Genomic DNA, 13,155 nt, shown 5'->3' on the forward strand with positions numbered 1-13,155 from the left:
AGATTTTGACAAGCCGGAAGGCAGATCGTTCAGGAAGCGTATATCGGAAGATGGAGAGAGTGACTCCAGAGGTTTTGCAAGTAAACGTAAAACTACCGGTGGGCGCAAAAGCTTTGATGCAACGGCAACCGAAGCTCCGGCACAAACTGAAAAGATTCGTCTTAACAGGTATATAGCGAACAGCGGTGTTTGCTCCAGACGTGAAGCCGATGAACTTATAGGAATGGGCCTCATTTCGGTAAATGGTAAAACAATAACCGAGCTGGGATATAAAGTAAATCCCGGTGATGAAGTTCGCTATGAAAGTAAAGTACTGAGAGCTGAAAAGCCGGTATATGTTCTGTTGAATAAACCGAAAGGCTATCTTACCACTACGGCCGATCCGCAGGAGCGTAATACAGTAATGCACTTGCTTGGCAATCATATAAAAGAACGTATATACCCGGTAGGGCGCCTGGATCGTAATACAACAGGCTTGCTACTGCTTACCAATGATGGCGACCTCGCAGATAAACTGATGCACCCATCGTATAATGTTAAGAAGATATATAAGGTAGAACTCGATCGTCCGCTTACGAAGGCCGACTTCCAGAAAATATCAGAAGGTATACATCTTGAAGAAGGTAAAGCTATGGTAGACGATCTGGCTATTATATCCGATGACAACAAAACAGTAGGGGTAGAGTTGCATATTGGTTGGAACCGAGTAGTGAGAAGAATATTCGAATCACTCGAATACCAGGTGGTAAAACTAGATCGCTCTGTGTATGCCGGCCTTGATAAAAAAGATCTTGGCCGTGGTGAATGGCGCTTCCTGAAGAAGGAAGAGATTATCCGGCTAAAGAACTATAGATAGTTCAGAATATATACTGGCGGAGAGTTATGCTCTCCGCTCTGTTTTTACAACTACCTGCCAGCGAAAGGCCCACTTCCATTGTATACTATAGCTTGAAGTGTGCGCCTGACTAAAGATAGAAATCAGTTCACGTTTTTTAAATGCACGAAGCACCGAGAGTGGTGCATCGAATTTTACCATAGCCGATTTTGAAAACAGCCGGGTCAACAATCGTATGGAATAATAGGCAAGCGGATGCCGGTGTATATCGTTAAGAATATATCCTAAAGATGATTGATGAGATAGCTGCCGGAAGAATATACTAAGTTGTTCATCGCTGAAGTGATGATAAAAGAGAGTGCCGATAACAATGTCGAATTTCATACTGCGAAATTCATCGGAAAATATATCCATCGCTATAAGCCGAATCTGAGGTATATCTTTCAAATTCTGTTTCGCAAAGTTTACAATGTTAACATTGGCATCTATACCGGTTAACTCTACAGCAATGTTATTCTTATTTGCCCATCGATGAATAAGCCGGAGCATATCGCCACCGCCACAGCCGAGGTCTGCAATACGTATTGAATCTTTACTTTCACTTTTTTTGAGAAGTAATTGCAGCGCGCCAATTGTTACCTGGTTGCCGCCCAGCCATGTATTAATAAATTCAAGTTCACGCAATGTTTGATCTACGACTTCACCCGAGCAATCAAGGTCGTCCATTATCTCCAACGCAGTAGATCGGCATTTGAAATCAGGCATCCTGTATTTCAATTTTAAGTAACATACTTTCGAGCGTAAGGCCAGGTCCAAATGCAAAACTCAGTATGCGCTCATCCTGGTTTGCTATAGACAGTTTTTTGAAGACTTCGTTCAATACAAACAATACCGTGGGTGACGACATATTGCCAAAGTTCTTCAAAACAGTATAGGCATGTATATTTTGCTCTTCGCTTATACCAAGCTCCTGCTGGATAGCTTCCAGTATCTTTTTGCCGCCCGGGTGTATAGCAAAATGGCGTATACCGTTACCGTTGGCATTTGCTCGTTGCAGCAAGAGGTTGGTTAGATTTCGTATGCCCTTGCGGATGATATCAGGCACGTAAGTAGAGAGTTTCATTTCAAAGCCAAGGTCGCCAATGCTCCAGGCCATGTCTTGCTTTCCTTCGGGGGCAAGGTCGCTATGAAAAGCTTCTATCTTCAAACTTCTCATGGTGGGTTTAGCTTCTACCAATATAGCGGCAGAGCCATCAGCAAAGAGCGCATTGGCCAGAAGATTATCATCAGTAGCCTCGCGCTGAAAATGCAGACTGCATAGCTCTGTACATACGATAAGTACTTTAGCATTTTTATCGGCCTTGCAGAAGGCATCAGCTACTTTCAAACCATTAAAGGCTGCATAGCAACCCATAAACGTTATACTGGTGCGTTGAATAGTAGAAGGTAAACCTAACTCCTGCACCAGCTCTATATCGAGGCCCGGTGCATACATACCGGTGCAACACACCACAATGAGATGAGTAATTTCCTGTGCCTGAAAGGCGGAGGGAGAGATGGAAGTTTTCAGGTCTTTTACGGCCGCTACACTTACACCTAGCGCATGCTCACGAAAAGCGCGTAATCTTTTTTCAGTAGAAGGAAACGGCTCTTGACCGGGTGTATTCGGGTAGAAAGTAAACGAATCATCCTTTCCATAATCTTCCAATACGGTATAACGATACTCTATACCACTCGCTCTGAATATAGTATGTAATTTACGACTCTCGGTCGTATTGAGATTCATGGTCTTCTCCATGAACCTGGCTATGGTCTGCTGACTAAAGCGATGCGGAGGATTTGCCGTTCCGATGGCAGTTATATAACTCATTCCCTTCTCTATGTAAATCCAAACCTCTTCTTGCGCGCAGAGGTTTCTTTGCCTTAAAAGAAACCAAATATATATACTTTCAAAAGGGGAGAGTTATACAAAAAGGTAACAGGCTGCCTTTCCCGGGCAGCCTGTATATGTTTAGAATAACTTTTCTGCCGGCGGGGTAACACCTTTCAGGCGAAGGTAAACGGTAGTTTGCCCTCTGTGATGGGTTTGGTGCTCAAAAGCTTTTTCCATAGCTGTGCCACGGTTCATATCAAAATTAAAAAGCTTTACCATCTCTTGCATCTGTATATCGTTAAGACCTTTTGCGTTTGCTATAGCAAAATCGTAGCTCTCCATAACAGCCTTTGTTACTTCTGCTTTACTCTTGGCTTTATCCGATTTTTCGAGTTGGCCGAAAGTTATAGGAGGTGTTTTGCCGGCAGCAACAGCACTGATGCCATAGTTCGCTTCTGCTATATGCATCATCTGCTGACCGAACGTTCGCATTTCGGCTGTTGGCTGAAAGCTATACATTTCTTCGGGGGCTGCATCCAGATACTCTTTGGTATAAGCTTTAGCGCGCTCCCAGTTAGATGCCAGAGTTTGAGATGCATAAAAGGTTTCAGGCGATTCACTTCTCGGAATAAATGAAGCGAGAACAAATGCGGCTGCAAACAGCGCAGTTTGTTTTAGTGGAGTGGTGAAATTTTTCATGATGATTAGGGGGGGTTCAAGGTATCTTCTAAGGTAGTAAGAAACCCGGCCGGATTATTATAAAACCTCTGATTTATAGGTATACCTGCTGCATGGTTGAACAGATATATAGTTTGCCTGACGGTTCATCTTCAGTTTCCTACGTTTCAATCTGGTAATATTCCGGATGGTCAAAAAACTTTTCAGTGCATACAACTTCTGCCATACCTTTCGTGTCTATAAAGCATGACCCTGGAAGTAATGTTAACAAAACGGAAAATTTTACTCGTACTGGGAATCGTTGTGGCGATTGTGATCGGCTTTTATACGGGCCTGTTTGGAATGACAGTGTAATACACTTTTAGTAAACCTCTTTAGCGGTCATTATATCCACCATCATCCAACCAGTTTCTTCTTCAGAAACTCGGCAGTATATCCTTTACCTTTTTTGATCATATCCTCCGGTGTTCCTTCAAACATTAATGTGCCCCCTTTCTTCTCACCACCCTCAGGCCCGAGATCTATAATCCAATCAGCACATTTGATCACCTCCAGGTTATGTTCGATCACCAACACACTATGTCCCTGATCAACCAATGCATTAATGGCTTTGAGCAGCTTGGATATATCGTGGAAATGTAAACCTGTAGTGGGCTCATCAAAGATGAACAGTATATGTCCTTCCGGAGAGTTTTTGCCAAGGAATGAAGCAAGCTTTACCCGTTGTGCTTCACCACCGCTTAATGAGTTGGACGATTGCCCGAGCTTAACATAGCCAAGACCCACTTCACTGAGTGGAAGTATTTTATCGTACACAGCTTTTTTATCACGGAAGAACTCCAGCCCCTCTTCAACAGTCATATCGAGTATATCTGCTATATTTTTTCCGTTATACTCTATCTCCAGCACTTCCTGTTTAAAGCGTTTGCCATGACAACTTTCGCATTTCAAAAAGATGTCGGCCATGAACTGCATTTCTACACGAATCTCTCCTTCACCTTCACAGGTATCACACCGTCCGCCCTCTACATTAAAAGAGAAATGCGATGGTTTGTAACCGCGTTGTTTCGAAAGAGCCTGGTCGGCATATAGGTTACGAATAGCATCATAAGCCTTTACATAACTGATAGGATTGGAGCGTGAAGATTTACCGATTGGATTTTGATCGACAAATTCAACCTGTGTGATTTTCTGAAAATCGCCATCCAGCTTGTCATATTTACCTGGCGACTCAGCAACCGAGCCATTCAATCTTCCGAGTGATGGGTATAAAATCTTTTTGATGAGTGTAGATTTTCCGGACCCGCTCACACCGGTAACAACCGTAAGTATACCTAACGGAAATTTTACAGTGAGATTCTTCAGGTTATTCTCGCGTGCACCATGTACGGTTACCGAATCTTTCCACTTTCTTCTTACGGTGGGTATAGAAATCTCTTCGCGACCAGTGAGATAATCGGTCGTGTGCGATTTTACTTTTCCGTTTACATCTTTTAGTGAACCTTGAAATACAAGTTCGCCACCATGACTACCGGCATCAGGTCCTATATCTATGATCTGATCGGCAGCACGCATAATTTCTTCTTCGTGCTCCACTACAATAACGGTGTTGCCGAGATCACGTAATGTTTTCAACACGCTCACCATACGATCAGTATCCTTTGGGTGCAGACCGATGCTTGGTTCATCAAGTATATACATGGAACCCACCAGTGCACTTCCCAGCGAAGTGGCCAGTTTGATGCGTTGATACTCGCCACCGGAAAGTGTTGAAGTGATCCGGTTAAGGGTAAGATAGCCAAGCCCTACTTTTGTAAGATACTCCAGTCGTGAACGGATCTCCGTTAAAATTCTTTCTGATACTTTCTGATCGTGCACAGGCAACTTCAGTTTTTCGAAGAACACCAATGCTTCTTCTATCGGAAGTAATACGATATCGGTAATAGAAGTATCAGCGATCTTTACATACTGTGCATCTTTGCGCAGTCGTGTTCCTTTACAGTCAGGGCAGTTAGTTCTTCCACGGTAACGCGACAGCATTACCCTATATTGGATCTTGTGTGTTTTAGATTCCAGATATTTGAAGAAGCCGTTGATGCCATCAAAATATTCATTACCCTCCCACAACAGCTCCTGTTGTTTTTTAGTGAGCTCATTATAGGGCCGATGAATCGGGAAATCAAATTTGATTCCGTTCTTCAACAGAGGCTTCTGCCATTCGCCCATGGTCTCACTTCTCCAGGGAGCTATAGCGCCTTCATACACCGAAAGAGACTTATCAGGTATAACCAAGTCTTCATCTATACCCAGAATTTTTCCAAAGCCTTCGCAGGTTTGACAGGCACCATACGGATTATTGAAGCTGAAGAAATTAATAGAGGGCTCAGTAAATTTCATACCATCGAGCTCGAAGCGATCAGAGAAGTGTAATTTATTCTGACCTTCTGCATATACTATACAATCGCCTTCGCCTTCGAAGAAAGAGGTTTGAATAGAATCTGAAATTCGGAATGTTGTGTCTTCGTCTTCCGGGTTTATACTGGCGCGGTCGATGAGAATTTCAATTTCTCCTTCGATCTTTATTGCTTTCTTTTTCTTGGCACCTTCTGCCTCGGTGCCGACCAACTCTTCAATAAACTTTACTTCGCCATTTACCAAAATGCGGGCAAAGCCTTTGCTCAGTAAGAGGGTTAATTCATCAACAAGTTTTCTTCCCTTCTTGATATGCAACGGACAGGCTATCATAACGCGCGTGCCGGAAGGAAGCCTATTAATAGTATCCACTACAGTAGAAACAGTATCTCTTCTCACTTCTTTACCGCTAACAGGCGAATAGGTTTTGCCGATACGGGCAAAGAGCAACTTTAAATAATCGTAAATCTCAGTCGTTGTCCCTACGGTTGATCGTGGATTGCGTGTATTTACCTTTTGTTCGATAGCTATAGCAGGCGATACGCCTTTAATATAGTCTACCTCGGGCTTCTCCATGCGACCGAGAAATTGTCGCGCGTATGAACTCAAGCTTTCTACGTACATGCGTTGCCCTTCGGCAAACAATGTATCGAAAGCGAGTGAAGATTTACCGGAACCAGAGAGCCCTGTTATAACCACCAGTTTGTTGCGCGGTATAGCAACACTCAGATTTTTGAGGTTGTTAACACGTGCCCGCTTAATAATGATATACTCTTTGGGATTGAGTTCGTCAAGAAATGAATCGGTTGCTGTTAGTGCCTGGCTCACGGGGTCTCCTTGTTTATGTATTCAAAGTAAACAATCTTTCTTCTTTAAAAAACCGAAGCAGATGCTTTCCGGAATGAAAAAAGAAAACACCATCCGCCAGGATGGTGTTCATTTATAAACGCAAAATTTTTTATCCGCTTAGCTATCGAAGTCAGGATCGTAGCTGGCCTCGCGTCCGCCTTTGCTACCACCCTCATCATCGTAGTCATCATCATCACCACCGCTGGATGATCCATAATCGTCAGACGAATCAAAATCGTCATCGCCACCACCACCGCCACCACCGGCAGTATCAAAATCTTCTTTATTAGGTGTGGAGTCAAGATCGTATTCTCCTTCACTGTTTTTGGTAACGGGTACTTTTACGAGATAAGTAGCATCTTCTGTTTCAAGTGGAAAAACAAAGATGGGTTCTTTTTTAGCATTGGTAATGCGGGTAATGCTGCTCTCATATCCATTAGGATACTGATCCTGCACCAACTCTTTTAAATCTTCTGAAAGATTCTCAAGGCTCTTGATAACTTTTTTCTTGCTTGGGGCCATACTGAATTGTGACACAATTTCTGCGGGCAAATAGCTAAAGAATTTATGTGAGAGGCAAGAATTTTTTAAAAATTTTTTGCGCTGATTCAGAATCTTTCTATCTTTTCAAACCAATTCTAACATAAACCCCAGACAATATCGAAAGAGAACTCTACGTTACCTAAATGTGAGACAGAATGATTGACAGCAGATTCAGCGACAGCCAACTCGTGTCGCTCTATCAAACCGGTAACGAAGAAGCTTTCGAAACGCTCCTGCACCGACACAAGTCCAAGCTTTATACAGCTATCTACCTGATCGTAAAAGATCGGTATACCGCTGAAGACTTATTACAGGAAACTTTTGTGAAAGCCATTAACACGATCCGTGGTGGACGGTATAATGAAGAAGGAAAATTCCTTCCATGGATTAGCCGCATTGCCCATAATCTGGCAATTGATCACTTCCGGAAAGACAAGCGTTACCCAGAGATTGTTTTAGAAGATGGCAGCCGCGTGTTCAACTCGCTGGAATTTGCGGAAGAATCCATGGAGGATAAACAGGTATTTCGTGATACGCGCTCCAAGTTGCGCGACTATATAAAGGAATTACCCGCAGAGCAAAAACAAGTGCTGATAATGAGACATTATTTGCAAATGAGTTTTCAGGAGATCGCCGATCGCACCGGAGTAAGTATAAATACTGCTCTCGGAAGAATGCGGTATGCGCTGATAAACCTGCGTAAGAAGATGATCAAATACAGAGCCTATGATAAAAACTTTTACGCAAACGGACTTGATCAGGTATTTATACCACGAGACTACGGAGGAGGAGAGCAGGGCGATTGATAAAGCCCTTCTTTGTGATGGCGAGTTAAAAGCCCTCTATAATGAGCTGTGCGAAATGATACGATCTATGGATGGCGCACAGCTCCAGCCTGCAGCGGCAACGGTACTCAATATTTTGAGCTACTCGAAAAGCCTTCAGGAGAAGAAAACTTTTTGATTAAAGTTTTTGAATCTGAATTAAACGCCAGCGCACTTTAACAGCACCTCCGTCATGGATCTGGAGTGCAATCTTCCCATTGCTGGCGCCTATTTTTTCATCTGTTAAGGCTACCATCTGGTGGCCGTTTAGAAATGTTGTTACTAAACCATTCTCAACACGAACAGTAAGGCGATTCCATTCGCCCTCTTGCAGATAGCCTTCCTTGTCTGGTGTAGGTTGTATCAGCCATCCTCGACCGTATGACTCATATATACCTCCGGTGTGCTTACCGGCAGGGGCAACTTCTGCCTGCCAGCCACTAATCTTTGTTCCTTCTATAGAAGAGTGAAAGAAAACTCCGCTATTACCATTCGACTCCTGCTTGAACTCAACCGTTAATTCAAAATTTTTAAACTCATTGTCAGTAGCAAGATAACCGTATTGCTTATCAGGTCCACTCTCGCAGATTAACTCTCCTTTCTCAACATACCATTTTTCAGTGCCATATATTTTCCAGCCGGTAAGATCTTTACCATTGAACAGGCTAATTGATTGGCTGAACGTTGCGGTATATATTATTGATAAAAGGAATATTAATGAGAGCTTCATTTATGGAGATGGTTTTAGTTGTTATTTATTCTTCCATTCAAGTGTGTTGATCATGTGCATGATATCTTTCTTCATATACTCAATGGCCGGAGCCAGCGAATCGTTGGCAACCTGTGTGTTGAAGTAAAGCGCTCCGCGTAGAAAATTTTTAGAAGAGTCGGTAACCGTAAATTGAAATTGACTGGGCACTTCGCCTTCGAGCTCTGCTATTACAGCTGTTTTTCCGCTGGGTGTTTTTGTTATCACTTCGTTGATCGCGTATGCCTTTATTTGATGCTTGGCCGTTAATGTATAGGCATCGTCCAGAAATTCTTTTAACAACTTATTGTTATGGTTGATGCTCTTATACGTAACATGCACGTTTGCTTTTAAGGCTGGGTAGTATATTTCTATCCAATAGCGCTCGCGTATATTCGTACTATCCGGAAGCAATCTGGAGTGCTTCGAATACTCGAATGAGTAAGGAAGAGTATCGGGTAATGACTGATAGACCGCTGGCGGTAATTCAAGCCGGTTGTAGCCCAAAGGTTTTGGCAGATAGTCGCGTGTGCACGACATGGCGCACAAAAACACTATAGATAAAAGTATATATGCAATATACTTTTGTACTATCCACCGATTGGCTCCGTAACTACCGGAGCGAAAATTAGTTGCAGTTGATTTTATGCCCTGCGATTCCTGCCGCTCAATCATTACCCTGATGCTCTTCAGATTAAAATAAATTTAGAAAGGAAGATCATCGGTACTGTTATCTACCGGAGTACTGGTACGCATACTTTCCGATGAACTTCTTTCAGCAGGTGCTGATGAATATTCGTTACCACCACCACCTGTTTTCGGTGTAAGCATTGTCATGTTGTCGCCAACAATTTCAGTGGTATAGCGGGTCACGCCATCTTTCTCCCAGGAGCGTGTACGAAGTTTTCCCTCAATAAAAACCATATCACCTTTGCGCAGATATTTTTGGGCGATTTCGGCAAGTCCTCTCCACAGCACAATGTTGTGCCACTCTGTTACTTCTTTTTTCTCACCGGTAGTTCTGTCTTTATAACTTTCTGATGTTGCAATACTGAAGTTTGCCACCACTGCACCGTTATCAAGATTTCTTACTTCCGGATCTTTGCCTAAACGGCCTACAAGAATTACTTTGTTTACTCCTGACATATTATTGCTATTTAATTTTTTACACGGTTGTTGCCATCCAACGAAGCAAATCTTTCAAAAAAGATTCACGTAAATTCTGGCGCAATCTGCAAAGCTAAAAATGCAGTGCGCGAGATGAATTAAAATCTAAAAATTTAATTTACCACTTAATGGCTTCTAAACAAAAATGCTTCAACTCTGTACTGCAAGCGATTGGTCTTCCAGAAAACGACTGATCAATACAGGCTTGGGTAATGCAGCGATCTGTCTGGTGGTATAAAATTTTAAATGTTTTGCAGATGGTTCATCCGTATCTATAAGTATAAATGTTGCGTGAATGATCTGATGACTCAAAACGTGTTTATATTTTTTAGAGGTGATGTGTGCATCTTCGACAAAATTTTTCAGAGATGCATCTTCACGCATAATCTTTAACGGATTGACAGCTTTAGTTTTTTCTACCAGGTAAAAATCATAAAGTCCTTGCCATATATCTTTATCATCGCGCTTTTTCATGAGCAACGATTTTCCTTTTTGAAATACGAAATAGTAAAAATACCGTGGTCGTGCAGCCTTCGCTTTTGCTTTAACAGGTAATTCGGCCTGTAATTCCTTGAGCGAAGCAAAACATGTTTTTGAAAAACCACAGGTATTGCATGATGGATTTGCCGGAGTGCAGAACAAAGCGCCAAATTCCATTACTGCCTGGTTGTGGAGATCTGGATTTTTTGCAGAGATCAATTCGTTGGCAAGCTGCGTAAAATATTTTTTTCCTTCGGGACTGTTAATTTCCTTTTCAACTCCAAAGATTCGGGCAAGCACCCGAAAAACGTTTCCATCCACTACGGCTACTTTTTCCTGGTAAGCAAACGAGGCAATAGCTGCAGCTGTATAGTCGCCGATACCTGGAAGTTTTTTCAACTCTTCAAAATTATCGGGAAATATTCCATTATATCGGGCTACAACTTCGCGGGCACATTTGTGCAGATTGCGTGCACGGGTATAATATCCCAACCCCTGCCACAGTCTTAGCACATCCTGTTCTGCAGCACCAGCCAAATCTTTTACAGTCGGAAATTTTTCAACGAACCTTAAATAGTATGGAAGTCCCTGTATAACACGGGTCTGCTGAAGAATAACTTCCGATAACCATATCCGGTAAGGGTCGCGTGTAGTGCGCCAGGGTAAGTCTCGTTTGTTCTGTTCATACCATTCAACGACTTTATCAGAGAAATATCGCTTGTCCATCAGCCTGATTATCAGAATTTTTCAATATTCATTTTTAAATCTACGAGCGGCATATAAATTTGCCAACCCAAAAAATTTCGACTTAAAAATATAACACAGTGACCAAAGCAGATATCATTAACGAAATCGCAGAAAAGACCGGAGTGGACAAGGCAGATGTTACAGCATCAGTTGAGGCATTTTTTAGCGTGGTTAAAAATTCAATGTCGAACGGTAATAACATTTATATCCGCGGTTTTGGAAGTTTCATCAATAAGAAGCGCAAGAAAAAAATTGCCCGCAACATTTCACGCAACACAGCTTTGGTGATAGACGAGCATTATGTTCCTGCCTTTAAGCCTGCCAAGATTTTTGTAAGCAAAATCAAGAACAGCGAAAAAGTAAAATTGTTAGCAGAGAGCGCTGAAAAAATTCGCGAAGAGGAAGAGGATGTGGATTAATCTATACGGGCCTGCCGATATATTTCAGTTTCTGAATTAACAAATGCTAAAGACGCGAATAATATTGATTGTGGTCTGCGCAGTGCTGATCACTGTTATATTCATGCTTCCCAAGAGCGTGGTGGAAAACGATAATCCATTAACAGCAACGCCTGTAGATTCTGTCTCCAAGCATGTTGATGTGCATGCCAGTGCATCGAAAGAAGTAGTGGCTTCCATCAGTCATCTTCGTGTTCAGATCGAAACAAGTTCGGATAAAGAAAAAAATGCTATCTTTGCCGACTCTTTGGCAAACCTGTACCTGATTGCTGGAAAATTTGACAGCGCAGCGTGGTTTGCAGAGGAAGCATCGAAGTTCTTTAACACGAAGGAAAGCTGGATCAAAGCCGGTGATAATTATTACCAGGCTTTTACTTTCGCCACCGATCAGGCCAAGCAAACTATGCTGGCTGATAAGGCGCAGGTGATTTACAAAAAGGTGTTGGATGAAAGTCCGAAAGACCTGAATGTAAAGACAAAACTGGCCATGACCTACATCAGTTCACCAAACCCAATGCAGGGGATTATGTTACTGAGAGAAGTTCTGGCCGATGATCCTAAAAATGAATTAGCGCTGTTCAACATGGGCATGCTCTCAGTTCAATCTGGTCAATACGACAAAGCTGTTGAGCGACTGGAAGAACTTGTGAAAGTAAACCCCAACCATACGCAAGGTCAACTACTACTCGGCATTGCGTTAATGAATACAGGCGATAAGAAACGTGCAAAGGAGCAGTTCGAAAAAGTGAAACAACTGGATAAGGATCCGTCTGTGCAAGCCACAGTAGATTCCTATCTAAAGGATTTAAAATAATTGTTTAACCCACTTTGCTGGGTGTAAGGTAAAGAGCCAAGCACTTAGTAAAGAAATTTTAAAAGCATTACACCTATGCCAAGCGGAAAGAAAAGAAAGAAGCACAAAATGGCAACGCACAAGCGTAAGAAGCGTCTTAGAAAAAACAGACACAAGAAAAAATAATTTCGTAACCGGGTTCACCGGTTACGCTGCTTTATACGAAGCAGCAATTTCTATACACATCATTTTTACTTAACTATTTAGTCTTTTGAGTAACGAACTAATTATTAGTGCAACTCAGGACGGATGTCGTATAGCCCTTCTTAAAGATAAGACGCTGGTTGAATTCCACAACGAGGAAGAAGGCAGCAAGTTTTCGGTAGGAGACATTTATCTCGGCTTTGTAAAAAAAGTTGTACAGGGCCTTAACGCAGCATTTATAGATGTTGGTTATGATAAAGACGCCTTTCTGCACTACCTTGATCTTGGGCCACAGTTTAGTTCACTTTCCAAGTTTACCAAACTTGTGCGGTCTAAAAAGATCAATGGTGGAAAGCTCGACAAATTCAACACCGAACCTGATATTGATAAGCATGGTAAAATTACCCAGCAGCTTACCAAGGGTCAATTAATACCCGTTCAGGTTGTTAAAGAGCCAATCTCTACAAAAGGGCCTCGATTATCCTGCGAGTTATCATTAGCTGGTCGATACCTGGTATTGGTGCCATTCTCCAATGCTGTAAGC

13 protein-coding genes and 1 pseudogene are annotated in these 13,155 nt (G+C 42.3%); 5 read left to right on the plus strand and 9 right to left on the minus strand.

The genetic code is table 11. The features are described 5' to 3' along the window. A partial coding sequence (locus tag VIN08_RS20470) for a pseudouridine synthase (protein ID WP_331969038.1) occupies positions 1 to 856 on the plus strand: 856 nt, incomplete at its 5' end. 24 nt (positions 857 to 880) lie between these two features. On the opposite strand, the gene VIN08_RS20475 is transcribed toward VIN08_RS20470, so the two are convergent. From VIN08_RS20475 to VIN08_RS20495, 5 genes are all read right to left on the minus strand, one after another. Next, positions 881 to 1,600, minus strand: a complete 720-nt coding sequence (locus tag VIN08_RS20475; RefSeq protein WP_331969041.1) for a methyltransferase domain-containing protein — start codon at positions 1,598 to 1,600, stop codon at positions 881 to 883. Further along, positions 1,593 to 2,705: a type III polyketide synthase gene (locus tag VIN08_RS20480; protein WP_331969044.1), complete on the minus strand. Its 1,113-nt coding sequence runs from the start codon at positions 2,703 to 2,705 to the stop codon at positions 1,593 to 1,595. The genes VIN08_RS20475 and VIN08_RS20480 overlap by 8 nt, the downstream gene beginning before the upstream one ends. Positions 2,706 to 2,846: 141 nt before the next feature. Further along, the gene (locus VIN08_RS20485; RefSeq protein ID WP_331969047.1) at positions 2,847 to 3,407 is read right to left on the minus strand and encodes a DinB family protein; all 561 of its coding nucleotides are present in this window, start codon (positions 3,405 to 3,407) and stop codon (positions 2,847 to 2,849) included. A 375-nt stretch (positions 3,408 to 3,782) separates the two neighbouring features. Then, positions 3,783 to 6,626, minus strand: a complete 2,844-nt coding sequence (gene uvrA / locus VIN08_RS20490) for an excinuclease ABC subunit UvrA (protein ID WP_331969049.1) — start codon at positions 6,624 to 6,626, stop codon at positions 3,783 to 3,785. Positions 6,627 to 6,764: 138 nt separating this feature from the next. After that, positions 6,765 to 7,169, minus strand: a complete 405-nt coding sequence (locus VIN08_RS20495; RefSeq protein WP_331969052.1) for a hypothetical protein — start codon at positions 7,167 to 7,169, stop codon at positions 6,765 to 6,767. 176 nt (positions 7,170 to 7,345) lie between these two features. On the opposite strand from VIN08_RS20495, the gene VIN08_RS20500 reads away from it, so the two are divergent. Continuing rightward, entirely contained in the window at positions 7,346 to 7,996 is a 651-nt protein-coding gene (locus tag VIN08_RS20500; protein ID WP_331969055.1) for an RNA polymerase sigma factor, read from the plus strand. A 157-nt stretch (positions 7,997 to 8,153) separates the two neighbouring features. On the opposite strand, the gene VIN08_RS20505 is transcribed toward VIN08_RS20500, so the two are convergent. From VIN08_RS20505 to mutY, 4 genes are all read right to left on the minus strand, one after another. After that, positions 8,154 to 8,744, minus strand: coding sequence for a DUF1080 domain-containing protein (locus VIN08_RS20505; protein ID WP_331969058.1), 591 nt, complete (start codon positions 8,742 to 8,744; stop codon positions 8,154 to 8,156). 21 nt (positions 8,745 to 8,765) lie between these two features. Beyond that, entirely contained in the window at positions 8,766 to 9,356 is a 591-nt protein-coding gene (gldD, locus tag VIN08_RS20510) for a gliding motility lipoprotein GldD (RefSeq protein WP_331969072.1), read from the minus strand. A gap of 111 nt (positions 9,357 to 9,467) precedes the next feature. Next, on the minus strand, positions 9,468 to 9,908 hold the full coding sequence (gene ssb / locus VIN08_RS20515; RefSeq protein ID WP_331969061.1) for a single-stranded DNA-binding protein: 441 nt from the start codon (positions 9,906 to 9,908) through the stop codon (positions 9,468 to 9,470). A gap of 171 nt (positions 9,909 to 10,079) precedes the next feature. Next, positions 10,080 to 11,135, minus strand: a complete 1,056-nt coding sequence (gene mutY, locus VIN08_RS20520; RefSeq protein WP_331969064.1) for an A/G-specific adenine glycosylase — start codon at positions 11,133 to 11,135, stop codon at positions 10,080 to 10,082. 98 nt (positions 11,136 to 11,233) lie between these two features. Here mutY and VIN08_RS20525 point away from each other — a divergent pair, with 98 nt between their 5' ends. From VIN08_RS20525 to VIN08_RS20535, 3 genes and pseudogenes are all read left to right on the plus strand, one after another. Then, positions 11,234 to 11,575 carry an HU family DNA-binding protein gene (locus VIN08_RS20525; RefSeq protein ID WP_331969066.1) on the plus strand — a complete coding sequence of 114 codons (342 nt, stop codon included), beginning with the start codon at positions 11,234 to 11,236 and terminating at the stop codon, positions 11,573 to 11,575. Between the two features lie 103 nt (positions 11,576 to 11,678). Further along, positions 11,679 to 12,428 carry a tetratricopeptide repeat protein gene (locus tag VIN08_RS20530; RefSeq protein WP_331969069.1) on the plus strand — a complete coding sequence of 250 codons (750 nt, stop codon included), beginning with the start codon at positions 11,679 to 11,681 and terminating at the stop codon, positions 12,426 to 12,428. 250 nt (positions 12,429 to 12,678) lie between these two features. Then, positions 12,679 to 13,155: pseudogene (locus tag VIN08_RS20535) on the plus strand (ribonuclease E/G); the annotation flags it as partial.

Source organism: Ohtaekwangia sp., assembly GCF_036568665.1.
In the GTDB taxonomy this organism is placed as follows: domain Bacteria; phylum Bacteroidota; class Bacteroidia; order Cytophagales; family Cyclobacteriaceae; genus Ohtaekwangia.